The 22,420-nt window shown below is 59.2% G+C and carries 25 protein-coding genes; 22 read left to right on the top strand and 3 right to left on the bottom strand.

Annotation, left to right across the window (positions count from 1 at the left end; genetic code table 11):
• Nucleotides 1-31 precede the first annotated feature (31 nt).
• Complete coding sequence (locus AB0O97_RS13780) at nucleotides 32-1,516, bottom strand: glucose-6-phosphate dehydrogenase (protein ID WP_363883403.1); 1,485 nt, start codon at nucleotides 1,514-1,516, stop codon at nucleotides 32-34.
• A gap of 294 nt (nucleotides 1,517-1,810) precedes the next feature.
• Here AB0O97_RS13780 and ffh point away from each other — a divergent pair, with 294 nt between their 5' ends.
• From ffh to AB0O97_RS13710, 14 genes are all read left to right on the top strand, one after another.
• Nucleotides 1,811-3,385 (top strand): signal recognition particle protein, encoded by a 1,575-nt coding sequence (gene ffh, locus AB0O97_RS13775; RefSeq protein WP_363839239.1) that lies wholly within the window; start codon nucleotides 1,811-1,813, stop codon nucleotides 3,383-3,385.
• A gap of 158 nt (nucleotides 3,386-3,543) precedes the next feature.
• Entirely contained in the window at nucleotides 3,544-4,239 is a 696-nt protein-coding gene (locus tag AB0O97_RS13770) for an alpha/beta hydrolase (protein WP_363883401.1), read from the top strand.
• Nucleotides 4,240-4,306: 67 nt separating this feature from the next.
• Nucleotides 4,307-4,813: a GNAT family N-acetyltransferase gene (locus AB0O97_RS13765; protein WP_363839245.1), complete on the top strand. Its 507-nt coding sequence runs from the start codon at nucleotides 4,307-4,309 to the stop codon at nucleotides 4,811-4,813.
• A 64-nt stretch (nucleotides 4,814-4,877) separates the two neighbouring features.
• The gene (locus tag AB0O97_RS13760; RefSeq protein WP_363883399.1) at nucleotides 4,878-5,759 is read left to right on the top strand and encodes a VOC family protein; all 882 of its coding nucleotides are present in this window, start codon (nucleotides 4,878-4,880) and stop codon (nucleotides 5,757-5,759) included.
• A 70-nt stretch (nucleotides 5,760-5,829) separates the two neighbouring features.
• Nucleotides 5,830-6,282 carry a hypothetical protein gene (locus AB0O97_RS13755; RefSeq protein WP_363839252.1) on the top strand — a complete coding sequence of 151 codons (453 nt, stop codon included), beginning with the start codon at nucleotides 5,830-5,832 and terminating at the stop codon, nucleotides 6,280-6,282.
• 335 nt (nucleotides 6,283-6,617) lie between these two features.
• Nucleotides 6,618-7,025 (top strand): 30S ribosomal protein S16, encoded by a 408-nt coding sequence (gene rpsP / locus AB0O97_RS13750; protein ID WP_363883397.1) that lies wholly within the window; start codon nucleotides 6,618-6,620, stop codon nucleotides 7,023-7,025.
• 1 nt (nucleotide 7,026) lies between these two features.
• Nucleotides 7,027-7,269 (top strand): RNA-binding protein, encoded by a 243-nt coding sequence (locus AB0O97_RS13745; protein ID WP_363883396.1) that lies wholly within the window; start codon nucleotides 7,027-7,029, stop codon nucleotides 7,267-7,269.
• A 130-nt stretch (nucleotides 7,270-7,399) separates the two neighbouring features.
• Entirely contained in the window at nucleotides 7,400-7,987 is a 588-nt protein-coding gene (gene rimM / locus AB0O97_RS13740) for a ribosome maturation factor RimM (protein ID WP_363883394.1), read from the top strand.
• Nucleotides 7,987-8,784 (top strand): tRNA (guanosine(37)-N1)-methyltransferase TrmD, encoded by a 798-nt coding sequence (trmD, locus tag AB0O97_RS13735; RefSeq protein ID WP_363883392.1) that lies wholly within the window; start codon nucleotides 7,987-7,989, stop codon nucleotides 8,782-8,784. Before rimM ends, trmD begins: the two co-directional genes overlap by 1 nt.
• A gap of 291 nt (nucleotides 8,785-9,075) precedes the next feature.
• Nucleotides 9,076-9,435: a 50S ribosomal protein L19 gene (rplS, locus tag AB0O97_RS13730; protein ID WP_363839266.1), complete on the top strand. Its 360-nt coding sequence runs from the start codon at nucleotides 9,076-9,078 to the stop codon at nucleotides 9,433-9,435.
• A gap of 17 nt (nucleotides 9,436-9,452) precedes the next feature.
• Entirely contained in the window at nucleotides 9,453-10,130 is a 678-nt protein-coding gene (gene lepB / locus AB0O97_RS13725; protein ID WP_363839269.1) for a signal peptidase I, read from the top strand.
• Between the two features lie 277 nt (nucleotides 10,131-10,407).
• Nucleotides 10,408-11,112 (top strand): signal peptidase I, encoded by a 705-nt coding sequence (lepB, locus tag AB0O97_RS13720; protein ID WP_363839390.1) that lies wholly within the window; start codon nucleotides 10,408-10,410, stop codon nucleotides 11,110-11,112.
• Nucleotides 11,113-11,796, top strand: a complete 684-nt coding sequence (locus tag AB0O97_RS13715) for a ribonuclease HII (protein WP_363839272.1) — start codon at nucleotides 11,113-11,115, stop codon at nucleotides 11,794-11,796.
• Nucleotides 11,797-11,856: 60 nt separating this feature from the next.
• Entirely contained in the window at nucleotides 11,857-12,189 is a 333-nt protein-coding gene (locus AB0O97_RS13710; RefSeq protein WP_363839276.1) for a DUF2469 domain-containing protein, read from the top strand.
• A 111-nt stretch (nucleotides 12,190-12,300) separates the two neighbouring features.
• Here the strand turns inward: AB0O97_RS13710 and AB0O97_RS13705 are convergent, their stop codons facing one another.
• Nucleotides 12,301-12,678, bottom strand: a complete 378-nt coding sequence (locus tag AB0O97_RS13705) for a helix-turn-helix domain-containing protein (RefSeq protein WP_363883390.1) — start codon at nucleotides 12,676-12,678, stop codon at nucleotides 12,301-12,303.
• Nucleotides 12,679-12,833: 155 nt separating this feature from the next.
• Here AB0O97_RS13705 and AB0O97_RS13700 point away from each other — a divergent pair, with 155 nt between their 5' ends.
• Entirely contained in the window at nucleotides 12,834-13,478 is a 645-nt protein-coding gene (locus tag AB0O97_RS13700) for an NAD(P)H-binding protein (RefSeq protein WP_363839282.1), read from the top strand.
• A 210-nt stretch (nucleotides 13,479-13,688) separates the two neighbouring features.
• On the opposite strand, the gene AB0O97_RS13695 is transcribed toward AB0O97_RS13700, so the two are convergent.
• Nucleotides 13,689-14,501 (bottom strand): hypothetical protein, encoded by an 813-nt coding sequence (locus AB0O97_RS13695; protein WP_363883388.1) that lies wholly within the window; start codon nucleotides 14,499-14,501, stop codon nucleotides 13,689-13,691.
• Between the two features lie 296 nt (nucleotides 14,502-14,797).
• Between AB0O97_RS13695 and AB0O97_RS13690 the strand changes: the two genes are divergently transcribed.
• The 7 genes from AB0O97_RS13690 to AB0O97_RS13660 all read left to right on the top strand — a co-directional run bounded on the left by AB0O97_RS13690 (nucleotide 14,798) and on the right by AB0O97_RS13660 (nucleotide 22,176).
• The gene (locus tag AB0O97_RS13690; RefSeq protein WP_363883386.1) at nucleotides 14,798-15,349 is read left to right on the top strand and encodes a tetratricopeptide repeat protein; all 552 of its coding nucleotides are present in this window, start codon (nucleotides 14,798-14,800) and stop codon (nucleotides 15,347-15,349) included.
• Nucleotides 15,350-16,079: 730 nt separating this feature from the next.
• Nucleotides 16,080-16,436 carry a YraN family protein gene (locus AB0O97_RS13685; protein WP_363839291.1) on the top strand — a complete coding sequence of 119 codons (357 nt, stop codon included), beginning with the start codon at nucleotides 16,080-16,082 and terminating at the stop codon, nucleotides 16,434-16,436.
• Nucleotides 16,436-17,989: a YifB family Mg chelatase-like AAA ATPase gene (locus AB0O97_RS13680; protein ID WP_363839294.1), complete on the top strand. Its 1,554-nt coding sequence runs from the start codon at nucleotides 16,436-16,438 to the stop codon at nucleotides 17,987-17,989. Before AB0O97_RS13685 ends, AB0O97_RS13680 begins: the two co-directional genes overlap by 1 nt.
• A complete protein-coding gene (locus AB0O97_RS13675) occupies nucleotides 17,986-19,287 on the top strand; it encodes a DNA-processing protein DprA (protein ID WP_363883384.1) in 1,302 nt (433 codons plus the stop codon). The genes AB0O97_RS13680 and AB0O97_RS13675 overlap by 4 nt, the downstream gene beginning before the upstream one ends.
• Nucleotides 19,288-19,435: 148 nt before the next feature.
• Complete coding sequence (locus tag AB0O97_RS13670) at nucleotides 19,436-20,470, top strand: LCP family protein (protein ID WP_363883383.1); 1,035 nt, start codon at nucleotides 19,436-19,438, stop codon at nucleotides 20,468-20,470.
• Between the two features lie 51 nt (nucleotides 20,471-20,521).
• Complete coding sequence (locus AB0O97_RS13665; protein ID WP_363883381.1) at nucleotides 20,522-21,457, top strand: tyrosine recombinase XerC; 936 nt, start codon at nucleotides 20,522-20,524, stop codon at nucleotides 21,455-21,457.
• Between the two features lie 215 nt (nucleotides 21,458-21,672).
• On the top strand, nucleotides 21,673-22,176 hold the full coding sequence (locus tag AB0O97_RS13660; RefSeq protein WP_363839305.1) for a DUF3145 domain-containing protein: 504 nt from the start codon (nucleotides 21,673-21,675) through the stop codon (nucleotides 22,174-22,176).
• The last annotated feature ends 244 nt before the right edge of the window (nucleotides 22,177-22,420 follow it).

Raw genomic sequence — 22,420 nt, 5'->3', positions numbered from 1 at the left:
CCATACAGAAGAGAGACCATACAGAAGAGAGTCAGTCCCCGCTGGTAGTCCACGTCTCTGGTCCGGTGGAGCCAGCCGGGTATTCCTCCATGGGGACGGTTGCCGCCTTCCAGGCTGCGAATGCCGGTTCCACGATCCGCCAGCACTCTTCGGCAGTGTCTCCGCGTACGGACAACAGCGGGTCCTCGCTGAGTACGCCGTCGAGCACTTCACCATAGGGCAGTAGAGGATCGCTACCCAGTTCAGATTCCAGCTGTACCCGATCGAGTGTGAAGAGATCGCCGGGGCCAATGACGTCCAGATCCAGGGTTAGGGACTCCGGGCCGAAACCAATGTGCATGCGAGTGGGGGAGTCGGTGCCTTTGAAGCCTAGGGGCAAATGGGGGACCGGCTTGAAGGTGACTACGGCTTCCTTGCGGGTCCGGCCCAGCGCCTTCCCGGAACGCAAGATGAACGGCACTCCGGCCCAGCGCCAGTTGTTCACATAGACCTCTACCTCGGCCAGGGTCTCGGTATCGTTGGCCGGGTCAACGCCGTCTTCGGAGAGGTAATCGGGCACCTGGCGGTCGCCAATGGTGCCGGCTGTGTAGCGGGCCCGGCGGGTGTGGGAGACGAAGTCGGTACTGCCGTGCGGGCCGATGGTGCTGGCACGCATCACCGCGGCGATGTTGGAGCGGACATCGTTTGCTTCCAGTGTTGCCGGCGGTTCCATGGCCATGATCGCCATGATTTGCAGCAGATGGCTCTGGATCATGTCCCGGCCGGCTCCTGCATGATCGTAGTAGCGGGCGCGGTTCTCCAAGGTGAGGGATTCATCGAAAATGATCTCCACCTTTTCAATGTGCTCACTGTTCCACGAATGCTCCAAGAGGCGGTTGGCAAAGCGCAACCCCATGATGTTCAGGACCGTGGACTTGCCCAAGAAATGATCTACGCGGTGGATGTGGTCCTCTGGAACCAGCTTGGCCAAGGTGGCGTTGAGCGCCCGGGCAGATTCGGCACTTGAACCGAACGGCTTCTCCATGACCAACCGGGTGCCCGGAGGCAGTTCCTTGGCCAACAGCGTTTCACAGGCCTTCTGGCTTACCGCCGGTGGCAGGGCAAAGTACAGCGCAACAGGGCCTTCAACAGTTGCAAGGAATTCTCCCAAGGCGCCCTTGGCCGTGACATCGAGCTGGTGATAGCTGCTGCCCTCTTGGACCCTTTGCAATTCCTCCCGGCCCTCGGAACTGGAGTCTGACTCGAGGGAGAATGCATCAGCGAAACTACCGCTGAGCCGTTCCTGCCATTGCGCCGGCGACCAGTCATCGCTACCGGCGCCCACCAGCTGCAGCCCGGGCGCGCGGCCCGAGGCAATGAGCCGGGCCACACCGGGCAACAGGAGCCGGCCGGTGAGATCACCTGAGGCCCCTAAAATCACTAACGTCTTGACCCGCCCACCCGGGCTGGCCGCGGAAGTCGGGGACCCGGCGTCGTGCGTGGAATTCGGATTGGCAGAGGCTTCGGTGTTTTTCATCACCCCTTCAGCATGCCACCAAACGGGGCCAATTTTCAGGGTGTTGCGCTGGTGCGTGGCGGAAATTTTCCCCGTGGCGCAATTGCCAAAGTTGAAACGGAATGTGCAGCGAAGAGTCGGCGTAGTTGGTACCCTTGATAGTTAAGTCCCTCAGGAAAGGGAGTGGGGCGGTGTTAGCGCCGTTCCGCCGTTCTCATCCTGACTAACGTAAATTGCCGCGTTCATGCGCGGGCCGGCCGCAGGGCTGTCCCGCGCGGGCGTTGGTTAATCCCTGACGAAAGAAGTACCCGGCGCGTGTTCAACTCCCTATCTGACCGGCTGACAGCAACTTTTAAGAACTTGCGTGGCAAGGGACGGCTGAGCGAGGCCGACGTCGATGCCACAGTGCGCGAGATCCGCCGCGCCCTCCTGGACGCCGATGTTGCCGTGCCCGTGGTCCGCGCGTTCACCGCCAAGGTCCGCGAACGCGCCCTGGGCTCGGAGGTCAACGAGGCGCTGAACCCGGCGCAGCAGATCGTGAAGATCGTCAACGAGGAACTCGTTGCCATCCTTGGCGGCGAAACCCGGCGCATCAACTTGGCCAAGAACCCGCCCACCGTGATCATGTTGGCCGGTCTGCAGGGTGCTGGTAAAACCACCCTCGCCGGAAAGCTGTCCAAGTGGCTCAAGGGTCAGGGTCACAGCCCGCTGTTGGTCGCCGCGGATTTGCAGCGCCCCAACGCCGTCAAGCAGCTGCAGGTCAACGGTGAGCGCGCAGGCGTTCCCGTCTTTGCACCGCACCCCGGCGTGTCCAGCGAGTTTGAATCCGCAACTGGCGATCCCGTCGCCGTTGCCCAGGCCGGTATTGCTGAGGCCAAGTCCAAACTGTACGACGTGGTCATTGTTGACACCGCCGGCCGCCTGGGTATTGACGCTGAACTGATGAAGCAGGCTGCGGATATCCGCGCCGCCATCAACCCCGACGAGGTCCTGTTCGTCATTGACGCCATGATTGGTCAGGATGCCGTCAACACGGCCCAGGCCTTCAATGAGGGCGTCAACTTCACCGGCGTTGTGCTGACCAAGCTCGACGGCGACGCCCGCGGTGGTGCCGCACTCTCGGTTGCCTCGGTGACCGGCAAACCCGTCATGTTCGCGTCCACCGGTGAGGGCTTGGACGATTTCGAGCTGTTCCACCCGGACCGTATGGCCAGCCGTATCCTAGACATGGGCGACGTCCTCACGCTCATCGAGCAGGCTGAAAAGAACTGGGACAAGGGCGAAGCCGAGCGGATGGCGCAGAAGTTCGCCGACCAGGAAGACTTCACCCTGGATGACTTCCTCGCCCAGATGCAGCAGATCCGCAAAATGGGCTCCATGAAGAAGATGCTCATGATGATGCCCGGCGCCGCCGGCATGCGTCAGCAGCTGGAAAACTTCGACGAGCGCGAGATCGACCGGGTCGAAGCCATCGTCCGCTCCATGACCCCGCACGAGCGTGTTGCGCCGAAGATCATCAACGGTTCACGCCGCGCACGCATCGCCAAGGGTTCTGGCGTTCATGTCTCCGAGGTCAACGGCCTGCTGGAGCGCTTCGGCCAGGCTCAGAAGATGATGAAGAAGATGGCGCAGGGTGGCGGCATCCCCGGCATGCCCGGCGTTGCAGGCCCCGGCGGCTTCAATAGCGCCCGCAAGGGTAAGCAGGGCGCCAAAAAGAAGGCGCGCTCCGGCAACCCGGCCAAGGCGGCTGCCGAGTTGAAGGCCGCACAGGAGAAGGCCAACGCGCCCAAATCCCTGCCCACGGGCGCTGCTTTTGGCGCCGGCGCTCAGGACTTCGACCCTTCGAGTTTGAACCTGCCCAAGGGATTCGAGAAGTTCCTGGGCAAGTAGTTTTCAGCGGCCAGTTTTAATGGCTGGGCCCTGTCCGCGTTGTTGATTTACGACGCCGGACGGGGCCTTTCGCTGTCTCGCGGGGGTTGTCGCCGTGGTAAACCCGCGTAGGCATAGGAATGGCGGGCTTTGTCAGAGCTATCCGGTAACCTGCATCAATGAGTAAAACCCGGATTGTGTTTATCCACGGCATGGATAGCTATGGGGCCGCTGCCTGGCCAGCCCAACACCTCCTCGCCGGGAACTACGATTGTCTCTTTCTGAAGCGGACGGGATTCGACGCCGTCGCACCTCCTGCCGCAACTGACTTTGCCGCCGACGCCAAGATTGTCATCGACGCTCTCGGCCGCGGTGGGCACGTAGTGGCTCACGCCCAAGGCGCAGTGGCCGCCATGATGGCAGCGGTGCAGCGGCCAGATTTGGTCCGCTCGCTCATTTTGATTGAGCCATTGCTGCCGTCACTGACTGCCGAACTGCCCGCAACCGCGGCCTATTCAAGGCGTGTGCAGGAATTGTTTGCCCGCTCCGAGGTACTTGGCGATGCGGAATTTCTGATGGAGTTCAATACCCTGCTGGCCATCACCACGGCGGGAACTGCGGAGCCGGTGATTCGCCGGGCTGCCCGGGCCAGGTTGCAATTGCCTTCGGCAGAGGCTCCGCTGCTGATCGTCCCGGGAGTACCCACCTTGGTCCTTACCGGAGGGTGGGAACCGCTGTACGAAGAGGTCGCCGACTACCTTGAAAGTACTGGCGCCAAACACGTGGTCCTTCGTAGCGGGCACCGGCCGCAAGATACCACCGACGGTGCCGCGCAGATCGAGCAGTTCATTGAAGCAGCGCAGCGCGGGGTCTAAGGGCCCAGTGCCAGCCGATTCGCAGCAAGCCATTCTGATTGTCACAGCCAGCGGATAGTCTTTTGAGATGTTGGAAATCCGCCCGGCCGCATTGACAGAGTTCGCGCTGCTGCCTGCCATCGAAGCCGACGCCGATTCGGCTTTTGAAACCCTGGATCCGCCCATCTCCATTGCAGACTTTCCCGCGCCAGACTCGGCGGAAGATTACGCCGACGCTTTTCACATCATGGTGGCCGGGCGCCCGCCAGCGGGTTTTGTCAGGCTGGAGATCGTCGACGGCCAAGCACATATGGCGCAATTGTCGGTGAGCCCGCAGTATGCGCGGCAGGGGATCGGACGCCAGCTGGTCAACGCGGCCATTGCCTGGGCCACCGAAGCCGGTTTTCATTCCATGACACTGACTACTTTTGCGTCCATTCCGTTCAATGGACCCTTTTATGCAAGCTGTGGCTTTAGTGAGCTTCCCCACGAACAGTGGACGCCAGCGCTGGCAGAACTGCGCAACCATGAGGCTTTTCTGGATGTCAAGGGTGCCCGGGTAGTCATGAGAATAAAACTAACCCCTCGGGAATAGGTTGAAGCTTCAAGTAGTTTGCTACTATATAAGTAATAACAAGCCAACAAGCCTTGGAGACATCATGACTGTACAAAACGATCTGCTTTCCGCCGACCTCACCATGGGCACTGTGATGCTCAAGGTTGGCGATATGACAAACATGAGCAACTACTACCAAAAGGCCCTCGGCCTGGATGTGGTTGCCGAAGCCGACGGTGGTCAGTACCTGGGACGCGGTACCACCCCGCTGGTGCACCTGCAGCCCGCTGGTGGCCTGCACATTCCCGGCCGCGGCGAAGCTGGCCTGTTCCACACCGCTTTGCTCTTTGATGATCAGGCATCGCTGGCCGCCACCGTGGCAAGTGCGGCCCAGTACAGCCCGCAGGCTTTTGCCGGCAGCGCCGATCACCTGGTCTCCGAAGCCTTCTACTTCACCGATCCCGAAGGTAACGGCATCGAGCTCTACTGGGACCGCCCCCGCGACGCCTGGAAATGGGTCAACGGCGAGGTAGAAATGGCTTCCTTGGCTCTTTCGCCCCAGCGCTACCTGCAGCAGCACCTCACCGAAGAGGCTGTTGTGGGTCAGCGCAACACCGACGCCGGCATTGGCCACGTCCACCTACAGGTTGGCGACGTCAAGACGGCAGAGCAGTTCTACGTTGACACCCTCGGCTTCGAAAAGACCTCAGGCTTCCACGGCCAGGCACTGTTCGTCTCGGCCGGTGGCTACCACCACCACATGGCAATGAATGTCTGGAACAGCCGCGGCGCCGGCCCCCGTAAGGACACCTTGGGCCTTGGTGAGGTACTCATCCAGCTCCCAGGCAAGGACGACGTCGGGGCCTTGGGTGAGCGTTTGGCCCACCATGGCATTGCCGTCGCCAACACCGGCGCCGATCTCCGCTTCGAGGATCCGTGGAAGAACCAAATTCGCGTTAGTGTTGATTCCGTACAGTCCGCTTAGTTAATCAGCGGGCCTCCCCAGCACCTCAAACCCTGCTAGGTGCCGGGCCACCGACTTGAAAGGCTTCTGCGTGGCCAATTACTCTGAGTTCTTCATCGCCGACCACCACCAGGCAGTCGCCCGGGCCAAGGCGCGGCAATCCGGAAAATCACCCAAGATCGATGTGCCGGTGCTGCCGACCCCCGGTCTGAGCGACTTTGAGATTGAAGTACTTGGCGAATTTGCCGTCAAGAAAGTCCATGCAACCGGTGTTGCTGCCGAGCTGAGCTTGGTTGACATTGAGCTCGATACCCTCTTCGCCGTTCCTGATGCGCTGTTGGAGGTCTTCGCCGAGCTCAACGCTCCCGAGGATCCCGAAGACGTAGCCGAGCTAGCAGCTCAGTGGGCTGGTGCCGAGGAGATGGAATCCACTCCCGAGGTCACCGAACCGCTACTGCGTGCACTGACCGCCATGGCCGCCGCGGCGGTGGCGGCCTCTGAAGACAACGCCAAAATGAGCCTGTTCTTCTACTCGGCCGAGTAACTCCCAGCCGCTCCCACCGCTCGCTAGCTGACAGGGCGCGGAAATGAAGCCGATCCCGCTTTCTGAGCCCGAAATTCCGGGATCAGAAAGCGGGATCGGCTTCATTTTTGCGAAGGCGCACCCTCCGCTCCTCGGTCATGACGGATAACACACAACACAGGTTGCGTCACGCGTCGCACACCCCACCTTTAATCTGGCATAATGAACAGGTACTCGATCCACGTGGCCCCTCTCTCCGCGTGCTGGTCCTGTCCTTAGAAGTCCGCAGCACGGCCCGCCCCACGGGAGCGTAAAACGGATTTCGCCCCTTTTCCGAAACAGGAGTAACCACAAAAGTGGCTGTAAAGATTCGCCTTAAGCGCTTTGGTAAAATGCGCGCCCCGTACTACCGCATCGTCGTCATGGACTCACACTCAAAGCGTGACGGCCGTGCCATCGAGGAAATCGGTAAGTACCACCCGACCGAAAACCCGTCCTTCATCGAGGTCAACAGCGACCGCGCTCAGTACTGGCTCTCCGTCGGTGCTCAGCCGTCCGAGCCTGTTGCCAAGATCCTGAAGATCACCGGTGACTGGCAGAAGTTCAAGGGACTCAAGGGCGCCGAAGGCACCTTGAAGACCAAGGCTCCCAAGGAAGCATTCGTTGCTCCGGAAGCCAAGAACGTTGTTGTCAAGGAAGCCATCACCAAGAAGGCCAAGAAGGCTGACGAGGCAGAAGTAACTGAGAGCACCGAGGCTGAGTAGCTTGTTGGCTGAAGCGCTGGAGCATCTTGTCCGCGGGATCGTTGATTCTCCCGAGGACGTTAAGGTGAGCGTCAAGAACAACCGCCGCGGGGAATCCCTCGAGGTGCGCGTTCATCAAGACGATCTAGGTCGGGTTATTGGCCGCCAGGGCCGCACCGCTCGCGCATTGCGCACAGTGGTTTCCGCTCTGGCCCACGGCGAGCCGGTACGTGTTGACGTTGTTGACACGGATCGCCGCCACTAACCTGCCCAGAGCTTGCGCAGCTAAGGCTGCAACAAGTTTTCAGCAGTAAAGCCAAACGTTTGGCCCCGGCACCATAATGGTGACGGGGCCAAATTTTTCCCCAAATTTCAGTAACAACTTAGGAGTTCCCATGCAGGTCCAGGTCGCCCGGATTGGCAAGCCCCACGGCATCAAGGGTGAGGTCACCGTTTTGGTCCTTACCGACGCCCCCGATTCCCGCTTCGCGGTCGGCTCCGAGTTCGTGGTGGAGCCGGCAAAGATCGGCAGCTTGACGGTCAAGAGCTCGCGCTGGAACAAGGACATTCTCCTGCTGGGATTCGAAGGCACTAACACCCGCAACGACGCCGAACTGCTCCGTGGCGCCACGATGTTCTTCGAATCCGATGATGACGAGGATGACGACGCTTGGTACGAACATGAGCTGCTCGGCCTTGAAGTTCGGGTTGGCGCCAAGAAGGTTGGCAAGGTCGCCGGGTTGCGGACCCAGGCCGTGCAGGACCTGCTCATCGTTGAAGACAATGAAGGCGATGAAGTCCTGGTGCCTTTCGTCGACGAGATCGTCCCCGAGGTCAACATTGAGGACGGCTACGTGCTAGTCACTCCGCCGGCTGGCCTGTTCACCGTCAACAAGGATGTTTCGGAAAACGATGAGAGTGGCGAAGCTGCCGATCTCAGTGGCGCTGACGGTGCTGATGGTTCGGAAGGAACGCCCGAATAATGCGGTTCGACGTTGTCAGCATCTTCCCTGAATACCTGGCGCCCCTTGACCTGAGCCTGATTGGCAAGGCTCGCACCGAAGGTCTGCTCGAGCTGGCGGTCCACGACCTGCGCAGCTACACGGCAGATCGCCACCGCACCGTGGATGACACACCCTACGGTGGCGGCGCTGGCATGGTCATGAAGCCGGAGCCGTGGGCGCAGGCGTTGACCGACATTGCGGCCGCCTCTCCCACGTCCGACGGCGTGCGGCCCACCTTGATCGTGCCGTCACCTGCGGGTGAGGTTTTCACCCAGGCGTTGGCTTACGAGCTGGCCGAGACCGAACACCTTGTCTTCGCTTGCGGCCGTTACGAAGGAATCGATGAGCGGGTCCTGGAATGGGCTGCCGATGAGTACATCGTCCGCCCTGTCAGTTTGGGCGACTACGTGCTCAACGGTGGTGAAGTTGCTGTTTTGGCAATGGTTGAGGCCATTGGCCGGCTGATCCCCGGAGTAGTGGGGAACCCGGAGTCCCTCATTGAAGAATCCCACTCTGACGGGCTGCTGGAGTACCCCGTCTACACCAAACCATCCTCATGGCGTGAGCGGGAAGTGCCGGATGTGCTGCTCAGCGGTAACCACGGCAAGATCGCCAAGTTCCGCAAGGAATTGCAGTTGCGTCGCACAGCCGAACGCCGTCCAGACCTGATTCATGCCCTCGATGTTTCCAGTTTTAGCAAGACGGACCGTAACGTGCTCTGGGAACTCGGGTACGCCGTCGTCGATGGTAGGGCCGTGCGTCGCGACGACGCATGAACACAGCGACGACGCATGAGCACAGTGAAGCCGCGTCTGAACTGTGACGTTTTGAGCACTTGGGCCACCGCACTGGATTAGCGAGATGGCCATGGGTGTGGCAAAATAAATAGATGTGCCTACTGGGCGCGTTCCTGCCACAGGGGGAGCGATCGTCAACAGGGCGGCACGCTGGTATTCCATCCATGGAATCCGGTCCAATTCTTTCGCTTCTCATGACTGGCTTTGTGCCGTCCCTGAGAAACGTGACACAAAGTAAATGACCTGTGGCGTTTGCCTGGAGTGAGAAAAATGCAGATTCTCGATTCTGTTGACGCAGCTAGCCTGCGTAGCGACATCCCCGCCTTCCGTGCCGGCGATACCGTCAATGTTCATGTGAACATTATTGAAGGTTCCCGCTCACGTGTTCAGGTATTCAAGGGCTTCGTCCTTGGCCGCCAGGGCGACGGCGTCCGCGAGACCTTCACGGTCCGCAAGATCTCCTTCGGCGTCGGTGTAGAGCGTACCTTCCCGGTACACTCCCCGGTCCTGGAAAAGATCGAAGTTGTCACCAAGGGTGACGTTCGCCGCGCCAAGCTGTACTACATGCGCAACCTGCGCGGCAAGGCTGCCAAGATCAAGGAAAAGCGCGACAACCTCCCCACCAAGTAATAAAGGGGAGTCGCACTTTGACTCAAGCGAAACGCCAGTCCAGGAAACTGGGCTGGCGTTTTGTGGTTCTGGCGGTAGTGGTGCTCTTCCTCTTCCTGGCCTTGCTGCGCAACGTCTGGATTGATGTCTACTACATCCCGTCTGAATCGATGGAACCGCTACTGCTCACCGGCGACCGTGTGCTGGTGTCCCGCCTTGCTTTCACCAACAAACCCATTGAGCGCGGCGACGTGGTGGTCTTTGACGGCAGAGGTTCCTTCCTGCCGTTGAAATCTGGTGCAGGAGAAGTGGCAGACGGCATCGTGGGGGCCGGCCAATGGCTGGGGATGGTTCCCAACGACAATATGTATGTGAAGCGGGTGCTCGGCGTTGCTGGCGACACCGTGAAATGTTGCTCCACGGACGGATCCTTGGAAATTAATGGTGTCCCCGTTACTGAGAATTACCTGTATCCCGGGGACGAGCCCAGCGCGTTGACGTTCGAGGTGACGGTTCCGCAGGGTAAGTTGTGGCTTATGGGTGATCACCGCAATGTTTCGCTGGATTCGCGATCCCTCTTGGGAGCGCCCGGCGGAGGATTGATTTCAACCGATCGGGTGATTGGCACTCCCATCGCCACGGTGTGGCCGCTGGGGAGACTACATCTGATTGACAACGATTCCAGCAGCGGAAAAACCAGTGGCGGACTGCCCTAGCTCGTTTCCTAACACCCTGACTGCTTAACACCCTGACAGGGTGTGTACGCACATTTTTGACCTGACTTTGCTAAGGAAATAAACGTTGACGCAACACAGTGTGCCGGAAGAAACCGGTGAGCCGGATCCCCACGAGGGAACCGAGCCGGTCGCTTCCGACGCGCGGGTGCGGCAGGATCTACGAGCCCGTCATTTGAACTCGGGCCAGGCAGCGGAGAATGCGGATCACCGAGCGGCCGAGCCGGCCACACCCGGCCAGCGCTTCGCCCGGCAGGCGCTGGCGTGGGGCAAAGAGATTCTCACCATTGTTGTGATTGCCTTGGTTCTCTCCTTTCTCATCAAGACGTTCTTGTTTAGGGCCTTTTTCATTCCGTCGGGATCGATGGAAAACACGCTGCAAATCAATGACAGGATCTTCGTCAATCTGCTGGTGCCTGAGCCCATCGGTCTCAAGCGCGGCGACATTGTGGTCTTCAAAGACACCCAGGGATGGCTCAAAGAAGAGCCTGTTGCTAACAAACCTTCGGGTTGGCTCAATGATGTGGCCACCTTTATTGGCCTAGCACCGGACAGCTCTGAGCAGCACTTGGTCAAGCGGATCATTGGTATGCCGGGGGATAAGGTCATCTGCTGCAATAACGACGGCAAGCTGACCATCAACGGTGCCGCCATCACCGAGCCCTATCTTTTCCCGGGCGCAGCGCCGTCGGAATTCACCTTTGAGGTCACCGTTCCTGAGGGACACTTGTGGGTATTGGGCGACCACCGCAATAATTCACAGGATTCGCGCTATCACCAGAGCTTCAACAGCACCGGTTTTGTCCCCATCGCCGATGTTGAGGGCCGGGCGATTGTGATTGCCTGGCCCCTGAACAGGGTGGGAATCCTGGGCAATTACCCGGACGTTTTTGCCGACGTTCCTGATCCCAAGAGCGTCAGTGACGCGCCCCAGCCGCAGCCCACCGTCTCGACAGGTCCATAAATGGCTGCCGCCGCACCCACCCTTGAATGGGAAAAAGAACTCGCAACCCAGGGTTACCAAGCCGTGGCCGGCTGCGATGAAGTGGGCCGGGGCTCCCTCGCCGGACCCGTCAGTGTTGGGGTGGTCATCATCCATCCCGAATCCACGGTTGAGCTCCCCGGCGTCAAAGACAGCAAGCTACTGCGAGTTCCCGTCCGCGAAGCACTCGTGCCCACCATCATTGATTGGGCGGCTGCAAGTGCCGTTGGTCATGCCTCGGCGCTGGAAATTGATGCGTTGGGGTTGGTGGCAGCTCTGCGCCTCGCAGGCCAGCGCGCCATGGCCCAGGCGGCGGCCTCGGTGATCCCTGACTTTGTGATTCTCGATGGCAATCAGGACTGGCTTTCTGTCCCGCAACAAATCGGGTTGGACTTGTTCACGGTCCCAGAAGCAGAACTAGAGCAGCCCGTCGCAGCGCCGTGGCGGATTCAAACACGCATCAAGGCGGATATGACGTGCATGTCCGTTGCCGCTGCCAGCGTCTTGGCTAAGGTGGAGCGTGACGCCATCATGGCGGGCCTCGCACAGGAGTTCCCTGCGTTCGGCTGGGACTCCAATATGGGTTATGGAACGCCGGTACACAAGGCAGCAATTGCTGAACTCGGCGCCACCGACCACCATCGCAAGACCTGGCGACTCGTATAGTTTTCGCCACCCCAGCGGCCCCGTTGGGAAAGTGGGGTCCCGGTGATGGATGATGGAAGCATGAGTGCTGAGGATCTGGAAAACTACGAAACCGAGATGGAACTGCAGCTTTACCGCGAATACCGCGATGTGGTGAATCTTTTTAGCTATGTGGTGGAGACTGAACGCCGCTTCTACCTGGCCAATCACGTGGACCTGCAAGCCCGCTCGGCCGACGGCGAAGTGTATTTTGATCTGACCCTGCAGGACGCGTGGGTGTGGGATGTTTACCGCACGGCCCGCTTCGTGAAGAACGTCCGAGTCATCACCTTCAAAGATGTCAACGTCGAAGAACTCATGAAGTCCGATGACCTGCAGATCCCCAAGGATGGCCAGCTCGGCTCTTTCGGCTAAGGCTGTGCCAGCCCCGTGATCGAGGCCCAGCCCCACCTAAAAGATAAGGACGACGCCGGAACTTACCTTCCGCCGTCGTCCTTGTGTTTTGTGTGGGGCTGGCTTGGGCAATTATTTTTGGGGGAGCTGAGTGGCGTCGTAGCCGTCGCGAGCTCGCATGATGGCCGGCATGTTTTCCTTGGCCCACGTCTCCAAGGCTTGGAGAGGTATGGCCAAACTGGATCCGAATTCACTGAGCTGGTAGTCCACTCGAGGTGGAATTTGGGCGTACATGGTGCGGGTGATCAGGCCGTCGCGCTCTAGGCCGCGCAGAGTTTGCGTCAACATTTTTTGTGACACACCGTCCACGCGTTTGGCCAATTCCGAGAACCGGAGCGGACCCTGACTCAAAGCACCCACCACGAGCACACTCCAGCGGTCGCCGATTCGGTCCAGCACCGCCCGCGAAGGGCAGTTTCGATCGTAGGGGTCCCATAGCGGCTGGCTCATAGTTCTCTGTTCTCTTCTCCGCGATCTTCTTCTGCGCACCGCTGGAACACCCATTCTAGCAAATTTACTAACTGTAGGTATGTTACTCTCTTTTAGTAAGCATTGAGTGAATGCGGCTATGTAGGCCGTCTAAACGTAAGTCAGGGAGTAAGCGAATGGCAAAGATCAAGGTCCTCGGCGGAACTGGGTACGCCGGGAGCAACATTGTTCGGGAGGCAGTTAAGCGCGGTCATGAGGTGACGTCCCTGAGCCGGAATTTGCCGGCGAACCCAGTTGATGGGGCAACGTACATCACCGGTTCCGTGTTCGATTCAGAATTTTTGGCTTCCAGCGTCGTCGATGCAGATGTTGTCATTGAGACGCTTTCGCCCCGTGGTGAGCTGACGGGAAAGCTGGAAGGTGTTGTGGCGGAGCTGTTGCCGCTGGCTGCAGCGGCGGGTGCACGCCTGGGTGTCGTTGGTGGCGCAGGATCTCTGCAGGTGGCCCCCGGCGGCCCTCGCCTCATGGATGTGCCAGAGTTCCCGGCGGAGATCTTGCCGGAGTCCCAGACCGGAGCCCGACTTTTGGAGATGCTTCAGGACGCTCCCGCCGAGCTGGACTGGTTCTATGTGAGCCCTGCTGGCGGTTTTGGCGATTTTGCGCCTGGTGAGGCAACGGGTTCCTACCGTATCGGCGGCGAGGTGCTGCTCGTTGATGCAGCAGGAAATTCGAACATTTCCGGAGCCGATTTCGGGCTGGCTGTCATCGACGAGGTCGAGTCCGCGGCCCATCGCAAGCAACGCTTCTCGGTGGCCTACTAACTTTAGGGTGGCCCCGAAGCAGCATCTACGCGGCAGAATGTGCCAGTGTTCTCTTTGCCCGGTCGGAATGGTTCGGCCGGGCATTGCTGCGTCCTGGCGGAATTTAGCCAGTGTTGGAGAGGCCCTCCCTGTTCCCGCAAGGAGCAACCCGCCGTCCTGTTGAGATGAAATCGGGGCTGCTATTTCGACCACTTGATGGGAGAGCAAAGGCTAGGGGAGCGAGGGCAGCCTTAGCTCAATGTGGCCACGTCTGGGGTGCCATGCCGCGCCAAAAGCGCATCCTGGACCGTCCACGGCCAGTTCGGGGTGCTTCCAGCTACCTCCAATAGCCGTAAATGTCGACGCTGTGGGGTCTGTGCAGCCAGTTCTTGTTAGGAGATCGTTTTGGCCGGATTCATTCACTTCTATGCTGACCAGCGTTGGCTTGTCAACGGGAATCACGGATTCCAGTTGTGCTGGCGCCACTAATGCTGCAATTGCAATGGCGATAGTTGACGCGATGAATGCACGAAGAAAATTTCGGAACGCTATTTGGATCTCGTGATAAAGAGACCAATCACGCAATACCTCTACCGCCAACTTGAACTGATCGATTTGAGAGGTGTCGTTACGTGGGGGGCTATTTGGATCTTTGGGTGCTTTTGCTATTTCACCCAGTGCTTCATTGAACGTAGCTAAGTCTAAGAACCATGGGGCGGTGGTGCCTGTCCCGATCACGGCCGCAAGCTCTGACCGTTTTTCCGGGGAATTGAGGAGAGGCCCAATGTCTTGGGGTTCGACGCTGAGAACTTTAGTGCCGAAGGAAAGTATCACGGTTAGGCCGCCGAACAGGACGGCAATGCAGAGAAGGACCACGGTATGCTCGCCGATCCAAGCAGGGAGGGAGGGTGCGTCTTGAATGCTTCGGAGGACTGGAGGGCCGAGAGTCAGTATGGAGGCGACCATGGCTGTCAGCGGGACGAAGGCAGTTAACCACTTCGTTGTCTCGCGGTAAGCGGCCGTTCCGTCGGAATAGATGGACACTTTCAGCTCCTTCGGTATTCGATTCACCTGACCGCGGTTTCAAGGTAATATTCTACCTATAGAACAAGGAAGAAAGTTGGTGTATTTGGATGAAACCCTCAGAATATGGACCGATACCCATCTCTCGAATCAAGGACGAGGCTAGCCACTTGTTTGAAGCTCTTCAAGGGGGCAGGCGAGTCTCTCTAGCCCGACATGGCCGCGTTGTGGCAATCATTGAACCAGCTTCAGTCGAAAAATACGCACATGAATTAGCGGAATACGCGCTGCCCACGGACAATAAAAGACTCTTGGAGTTGACCGCTAGCGAAATCGGGCAGGGTTCACCGTCGTCATTCATTCGCCAGGCTGAAGCCGGGCACTCGAGCTGGGTAACCCGCGGCAACAAAGTTTACGGCGTGCTTAAAGCTGTCCCGGCCGCCGAAGGCTCGAGCCAAATGGTTGATATGCAGGAAGAAGCGCTCAAGCAGTTCGAACATGATCACCCTGACGCAACGGCCGCAGAGTTTGCAGAAGCTGCGGAAAGGTTGTCTTTCGAAATTCCAGAGAAGGCGGACGGGCCCGTAGCTGAGGCCGATGAGCTGATCACAGTCCTCATCGATGCTCTTCATGCTCGTGCCGTCGCACTGTACAGCTCTGGTCAGAAGCCGCAGGCCAAAGCGACGTATCAGGATATAATTTCGCGATTCGGAAACGTCCACAACACCTTGATCAGCCAGCAAGTTGCTGGCAGTATGGTCGAACTGGCCAAAATATACACCCGAGATGACAATCCTGCCGAGGCAATAGCAGTCCTTGATCTGGCTATCAGCAGGTTGCAAGAGGCTGATGCGTTCGAATCAAACTAGCTCGACTCAACCATTACCGTTGATCCTGTAGGAGCATGACGAGAGACTGTCGGAGGTGGTCATGGGGAAAGGGATCATCACCTCGTATGGCCACGACCCGCTCGGTGAATACGCGTTTCGAATTAGTACCTTTAACTCCCAGTTGCTCTCTGACGATGTTCGACAGTTACTCTCCGGCCAGGTGGTCAATGCTGAAGACGGGGTACTGGAGTTGACTACTGCGCCGGCACCTTCGTCACTGCATAGGCTCAGCGTCAGACGCCCTAACGAACCCTACGTGGTAGACATCTTCTTACGCCCGGTGGAACCGAGAGACAATGTATCCAAGCTGGATGGGCGTAGTTCCACGCCTTCGCCGGATCAATGGGGACCCATACCGAACGCCCACATCGCCCAATGGGAGCTCTTTAATTGCGTCATTCACTCCGTAAAATCGCGCGATAATTAGCAGTATTTCACTAGCCGTTGGAGCGGGAAAAAATAGAGTCCTCCGGATACTAACCCCACGCAGATTTCCACGTCGGCTTGAACCAGGCCTTTTGCTGCGGGCTCTAGGAAGAGCGAACCTCAAGAATTTTCCACAAGCTGAGCCGGCTATCGGACTAAAAATTCTGCCTTGATTCAGGCGTTGAGTCCCTCACAGGCAGTAGTCCCGGTCCAGTATCCACAATTGAGTGTTGGGACCTTTCGCTGTCCTGCCAAGCCCGCCAAGCTGGCAGTGGAGGCGGTCATGAGAACAAAGGACATACTCGGCCAGACCGGTGAACGGATGGCCGCAGATTACCTGGAAGAACACGGCATTCGGGTCATTGACAGCAATTGGCGGTGCGCCAGCGGTGAGATAGATCTGGTGGCGTTAGACGGCGGCGAACTCGTCATCGTCGAGGTTAAGACGCGCCGTTCTCGGCGATACGGTGACCCCTTAGAAGCGCTAACCCGGGCCAAACTTTTACGACTGCGCACCCTGGCGGTGCTGTGGGCCCGCGATCACCACTACGTTGTGGGATCCCTGCGCATCGACGCCATCGGGATCGTGATGGATCAATCTGGCCCACCCTCAATAGACCATCTCAAGGGGGTGGCCTGATGGGTATGGGCCGAGCCCTCGCTGTGGCGCTGGTGGGGCTCAATGGGCACGTCATTGAGGTCGAGGCGGACATTGGTCAAACGCTGCCCAATTTCATACTGTTGGGACTCCCTGATGCTTCGTTAAATGAGGCCCGCGAGCGGATCCGTTCAGCGGCACAGAACTCTGGAATACCCTTGAGCAGGCGCAAGATCACCGTCAATCTGGTGCCGGCATCGCTACCCAAAAAAGGATCAGCTTTCGACTTGGCCATCGTGATGGCAGCGCTCAATGCGGCCGGAGATCTGCGCGGAACCGGGGGCACGGTGTTCATTGCCGAGTTGGGTCTGGATGGGCGGTTGCGCCCCGTCCGCGGAGTGCTGCCAGCCGTCCTAGCGGCGCTGTCGGCAGGCTGCCAGGAATTCGTTGTGGCCACCGCCAACTTGGCCGAGGCACAACTGGTTAAGGGCGCCAAAGTTCGCGGCTATGACAATTTGGCTCAAGTCGCCTTCGCCTTCGACGCGGACCCTAAAAATCTCCGCGGTGTTGGGGGCGGATGGGCCGGAGGCAGCGCCAAGGACAAGGCCGGACGGGCTGGGGCCACGAAGCAACAACAGGTGGATCTGGCTGAAGTAGCGGGCCAGCCGGTGGCTCGTGTGGCCTTAGAGATTGCGGCGGCCGGTGGCCACCACCTCATGATGGTGGGACCGCCGGGCTCAGGCAAAACGATGCTGGCCGAACGCCTGCCCGGGCTGCTGCCCGATCTCAGCGATGCCGAGGCCATGGAGGTCACCGCCATTCACTCGCTGGATCATCGTGGCGAGGCTCTCATGGAACTTGTTCGACGCCCTCCGTATGAGCGCCCGCACCACTCTGCCAGTACAGCAGCGATCATTGGTGGGGGCAGCGGGATTCCCCGTCCGGGCGCGGCCACTCGCGCTCACCGGGGTGTTCTATTTTTGGACGAGGCTCCTGAATTCGATAAGCGTGTGCTGGATGCGCTGCGCCAGCCCTTGGAGAGCGGTGAGCTGGTCTTGCATCGTTCAGCCGGAACAGCGTCTTATCCTGCACGGTTCCAGCTTGTCATGGCAGCCAACCCTTGCCCTTGCGGGAAAGCCACCGGCAAAGGCATTAATTGCCAATGCACGCCTATGGCCCGGCGCCGTTATTTTGGCCGACTCTCAGGTCCCTTGCTGGACCGGGTCGACATCCAGCTGCAAGTGACCAAGGTGCAGTTGTCACAACTGGCTGATTCGCAGCCACGGGAATCCAGTCAACAGGTTGCTCAACGAGTACAGCTTGCCCGCGACATTGCTGCTGAGCGGCTGAAGCCATGGTCCCTGGTTCACAATGCGGATGTGACCGGACAGGTGCTGCGCGGGCCCTTGCGGTTGGGTAGGCACGACACCGCGCTTTTAGACAAGGCCATGGGAACGGGGGTCCTGAGTGCCCGCGGCTATGACCGCGTGCTGCGCCTAGCATGGACGGTCGCCGATCTCCAAGGACGAGAACGGCCGGGCAGCGAAGACGTTGGCTTGGCGTTGACACTGCGGCAACGAGGAGAAATACCATGACTGACATCGAGGCAACGGATGAGCCCACTGAACAGGACCGTACGGGCCGCGCTCTGCGGATTGCTCGGGCCGCATTGACCCGGCTCATGGAGCCATCGGATTTACCGGGTTTGGCACTGGTCCAGGTGCTTGGTCCCGAAGAGGCACTGTCCTTGATTCGCAGCAATGATTCCTCCAATGCCCGGGTTGAACAACTCGTCACAGAGGTTCTGAACGCGGCGGGGACAGAACGATGGTCCGGCCTTGCAGACGTGCTGGCACGGTGGCGTCCACGTCTGGCTGATGTGGCGCCCGAACGCGATCTAGCCAGTCTGGCCAGAATGAACGGCCGGCTACTTATCCCAGAAGACCCGTCCTGGCCCACCGCTCTTGACGATCTGGAATTGGCGGCGCCTCTCGCCCTATGGTGCAGAGGAAACCTTGCGCTGATACCTCCCCAGGAGCAATGCATAGCCGTGGTTGGTTCGCGGGACAACACCAGCTACGGCGCAAATGTCAGTGTCGAAATTGCCAGTTCGTTGGTACAGCGGGACTTCACCGTGATCAGCGGTGGCGCCTACGGCATTGACGCTCACGCCCACAGGGGTGCCCTGAGTTCATCGCTAGGGCTCACAGGTCAGCTGAGCCCACCACGGCACCGTCAAAGCGGTGGTGTGGGCAGCGGCCCTGACCCCAGCGATCGTGTGCCGCCAACTATTGCGGTCATGGCCGGGGGAGTGGACAGGTTTTATCCTTCGGGAAACGAGGACCTGTTGCAGACCATTGCCGAGCAGGGGCTTGTTATCGCCGAAGTTCCGCCAGGAACGAACCCTACACGTTATAGATTTTTACAACGCAACCGCCTTATCGCAGCGCTCTGTTCGGTGACGGTAGTGGTCGAAGCTCGCTGGCGCTCAGGCGCTTTGAATACTGCACATCATGCTGAGGGGCTGAGCAGGCTGGTGGGGGCCGTGCCAGGATCGGTGTACTCGGCCAACTCTGCTGGTTGTCATCGGTTGCTCAAGGAAGGCTCGGCTGTGTGTGTCACTGATGCTGGGGATATCGCAGAATTGGCCGGCGGCATGGGTGAGCACCTCACGGCTGAACCCCACGTCGAAGCTGCCCTGCATGACGGGCTGGGAACCTCAGACCTGCTGCTCATGGATGCTTTGCCGCTGCGAACAAGCACCACCGTTGAAAAGCTGTGTGTTGTCGCGGGGCTGAGTGCCTCAACGGTGCTGGCAGGTTTGGGGCGGTTGGAAGCTCTCGGTGTGGCAGAACGGCTTGCCGGCGGCTGGAAGCGCAGCAGTCGAAAGTGACGGAGTAGGAGCTGAAAGACTATGAACGTTCGTCGCGGGAACTGCAGACTGAGACTGCCAGTCACCGTTTGTAGGGCCTTCAATACGGAGCTGTAACGATGGCCCGCGGAGAACAGACAAAACCCTTTGGCGGTGGCATTATGAGCCTATGAGCATCAACGCGGAGCAGCCTGTCCCCGCCCGCCGCCGGCATCACACCCGGGGGAAGATTCTGCTTGTTGTGCTGGCCCTCTTTCTGGCTGCAGCTCTGGGCAGCCTGGCGTTCGTCGCCAATCTGGCCCACACCTACGATCAGCAGACCCAAAAGATCCCCCACGCCTTTCCGGACGAGACGGTGCGGCCGGTAAAAGTTACTCAGGGTCCGGCCGCGGAGGCTGTAAACATCTTGCTGCTGGGCAGTGATAGCCGCGGCGATTCCCTCGATTTAGCTGAAGGTGGCGCTGCATCCAATCAACGCTCGGACACCATGATGTGGCTGCACGTACCGGCCGATCGTAAACACCTCTACTTGATGTCGATCATGCGCGATACCTGGGTAGATATCCCGGGCGTCGGACAAGCCAAAATCAATGCGGCCATGGCCTACGGCGGTGTTCCGCTAGTGGTCCAGACTCTTGAAGGACTCTTCAAAAGCAGAATTGACCACGTTGCCATTGTTGACTTCGAGGGCTTTAAAGCAATCACCGATTCACTGGGCGGAGTGCAGGTCAACGTACCGCTGGACTTCACTACGCTGCACGGAAACTACACCTTCAAAGCCGGTCCTCAGAAACTCAACGGTGACCAGGCCTTGGCGTTCGTCCGCGAACGCTACGCCTTCATCGATGGAGACTACCAACGGGTCAAGGATCAGCAGATCTTTCTCAGGGCCATGTTGAACGGTGTTCTTTCGGCATCGACGCTGACAAACCCGTTGAAGCTGACGGATTTGGTGAATAAGATCTCGCCCTATGTCAGTGTGGATGCCGGCCTGGATTCTGGCACCATCGGTGCCTTGGCTCTGAGCCTGAACGGTATTCGCGGCTCTGATGTCATCACCTTCACCTTGCCTACGTTAGGCACAGGGACCAGTGTGGATGGCCAATCTATAGTCAACCGAGACGACTCAGCGATAGCAGCCATCGGCCAGGCGCTAAGCAATGACACCCTTGGGACCTACCTCCAATCCGCGGGTCTAGGCTGAGCTGCGGCGGGGCAACTTGCTACAGGCGCCCAGCTGGCGCAGAGTGAGTATGTGGATTCAGAAGAACGCGCAGCATTGCCTCCGGCCCTCGCCGACGCGGCTGCTGGCTTTGAGCGGTACCTACGGTTGGAACGAGGGCGTTCGGAACACACAGTCCGGGCGTACCTTGGAGATCTAGATGCTTTGCTGATCCATGCTGTTGCCGAAGGCAGCACCTCGGTGGCCGACCTTGAGCTGGGATCGCTGCGGCGTTGGCTCGGCGAGCAGAGCAACGCAGGTCTGGCTCGCTCGACCCTTGCCCGGCGTGCGGCAACGGCACGCAGCTTTACGGCGTGGGCCTTGCGCGAAGAAATTATTACGGTGGATCCGTCCCTGCGCCTTAAGGCCCCCCAGCGTGAAAAGAAATTGCCCGCCGTACTGCAGCAGCAACAAGTCCAACGGCTGTTGGATGAGCTCATCGCTGCAGCGCAAACTCGGGATCCCGTAGCGATCAGGGATCTGGCCATCGTTGAGCTTCTCTACGCCACAGGTATTCGTGTCGGGGAACTGGCTGGATTGGACGTGGCCGACATCAACCGTGAACGTCGCACCCTAAAAGTATTGGGCAAGGGGAACAAAGAACGGACCGTTCCCTTTGGGGTTCCGGCCGATCGCGCCCTAGGAGACTGGCTGGACTTTGGCCGCGGAACCCTGCTCAAGCCAGGTGCCGGGGCTGCCCTGTTTTTGGGCAAACGCGGTGGCCGTATCGACCAGCGGGCTGTGCGAACAGTCGTCGACAGACTGCTGCAGGCCATGGGCGATACTTCTGCAACAGGTCCACACACGCTGCGCCATTCAGCTGCCACGCATCTTCTAGATGGTGGTGCCGACTTGAGGGCAGTGCAAGAAATCTTGGGTCATACGTCCTTGGCCACCACGCAGCTTTACACCCATGTTTCGGTGGAACGGCTGCGCGATAGCTACCGCACAGCACACCCGCGGGCCTGAGCACGGAAAGGCTCAATTCATTACGGTGGCGTAATCCGTCCAGCTACGGCACAATGAGTAGAAGTAAAAGCCATACAATCGAAATAGAAGCATGAAGCGGGTCAAAAGCCCGGACAACATGGGCCAGCTCAAACAGGTTCCGCGCACTAAAAGTTCCACTTTCAAGAAGCAAGAAGGTCGTTGGGGAAGACGTACCTACTGCTATGGAGGATGGAATGAAGGTCGTATCAACGCGCGGTGTTTTGTTCGTGCACTCAGCCCCGGCTGTCATGTGCCCGCATATTGAATCATCCATCGCATCAGTGATGGAACAGCGCTCGGACTTGCAGTGGACTGCACAGCCCGCAGCGCCAAACGTGCTGCGCACGGAAATCAGTTGGCAGGGTCCTGCCGGAACCGGTGCCCGGTTGGCTTCGGCTCTGCGCGGCTGGGCCAATGTCCGCTACGAAGTCACAGAGGATCCCAGCCCCGGCGTGGACGGTTCACGCTGGTCCCACACCCCGGAATTGGGTATCTTCCACGCCGTCACGGACGTCCACGGCAACATCATGGTTTCGGAGGACCGGATCCGTTACGCCTACGAATCAGGCAAGGGTGATCCCTCGATGGTCTACCAAGAGCTCTCGCTGGCCTTGGGCGAGGCTTGGGATGAGGAACTGGAGCCGTTCCGTCACGCCGCGGCAGGCGCCCCTGTCCGCTGGCTGCACCACGTAGGCTAAGCAGTTTCTCGTCTGCCTAGCCGTGTTGGCATGGACATCCTCCCCATTGCAGGACATTGGCATTGCCGGACATTAGCTACGAGGCGCTTCTAGAAACGTGCTCAAAGTGATGCAACAACGACGCCGGCGCTCACCTGAAAAGGTGAGCGTATTGGCAGCGAGCACAGCGCTTGGCGGCCTGCTGCGGAGAAGGTGTTGCGCTCACTGGCTACCACGTTGCTGGTCCGCGGCGCCGATATTGCTG

The sequence above is a fragment of the Specibacter sp. NPDC078692 genome, assembly GCF_040686835.1.
GTDB lineage: Bacteria > Actinomycetota > Actinomycetes > Actinomycetales > Micrococcaceae > Specibacter.
Note: the sequence above shows the minus strand (reverse complement) of the source record. Positions and strands in the feature narration are given on the sequence as shown.

Excerpts from the sequence above, each read along its gene's own strand:
- AB0O97_RS13660 (WP_363839305.1), top strand. The coding sequence starts at position 21,673 with ATGAAGGTCGTATCAACGCGCGGTGTTTTGTTCGTGCACTCAGCCCCG.
- rimM (WP_363883394.1), top strand. The coding sequence starts at position 7,400 with ATGCAGGTCCAGGTCGCCCGGATTGGCAAGCCCCACGGCATCAAGGGT.
- AB0O97_RS13705 (WP_363883390.1), bottom strand. The coding sequence starts at position 12,678 with ATGAGCCAGCCGCTATGGGACCCCTACGATCGAAACTGCCCTTCGCGG.
- rplS (WP_363839266.1), top strand. The coding sequence starts at position 9,076 with ATGCAGATTCTCGATTCTGTTGACGCAGCTAGCCTGCGTAGCGACATC.
- AB0O97_RS13780 (WP_363883403.1), bottom strand. The coding sequence starts at position 1,516 with ATGAAAAACACCGAAGCCTCTGCCAATCCGAATTCCACGCACGACGCC.
- AB0O97_RS13710 (WP_363839276.1), top strand. The coding sequence starts at position 11,857 with ATGAGTGCTGAGGATCTGGAAAACTACGAAACCGAGATGGAACTGCAG.
- AB0O97_RS13670 (WP_363883383.1), top strand. The coding sequence starts at position 19,436 with ATGAGCATCAACGCGGAGCAGCCTGTCCCCGCCCGCCGCCGGCATCAC.
- AB0O97_RS13770 (WP_363883401.1), top strand. The coding sequence starts at position 3,544 with ATGAGTAAAACCCGGATTGTGTTTATCCACGGCATGGATAGCTATGGG.
- AB0O97_RS13675 (WP_363883384.1), top strand. The coding sequence starts at position 17,986 with ATGACTGACATCGAGGCAACGGATGAGCCCACTGAACAGGACCGTACG.
- AB0O97_RS13685 (WP_363839291.1), top strand. The coding sequence starts at position 16,080 with ATGAGAACAAAGGACATACTCGGCCAGACCGGTGAACGGATGGCCGCA.
- AB0O97_RS13765 (WP_363839245.1), top strand. The coding sequence starts at position 4,307 with ATGTTGGAAATCCGCCCGGCCGCATTGACAGAGTTCGCGCTGCTGCCT.
- AB0O97_RS13760 (WP_363883399.1), top strand. The coding sequence starts at position 4,878 with ATGACTGTACAAAACGATCTGCTTTCCGCCGACCTCACCATGGGCACT.
- trmD (WP_363883392.1), top strand. The coding sequence starts at position 7,987 with ATGCGGTTCGACGTTGTCAGCATCTTCCCTGAATACCTGGCGCCCCTT.
- AB0O97_RS13715 (WP_363839272.1), top strand. The coding sequence starts at position 11,113 with ATGGCTGCCGCCGCACCCACCCTTGAATGGGAAAAAGAACTCGCAACC.
- AB0O97_RS13700 (WP_363839282.1), top strand. The coding sequence starts at position 12,834 with ATGGCAAAGATCAAGGTCCTCGGCGGAACTGGGTACGCCGGGAGCAAC.
- AB0O97_RS13680 (WP_363839294.1), top strand. The coding sequence starts at position 16,436 with ATGGGTATGGGCCGAGCCCTCGCTGTGGCGCTGGTGGGGCTCAATGGG.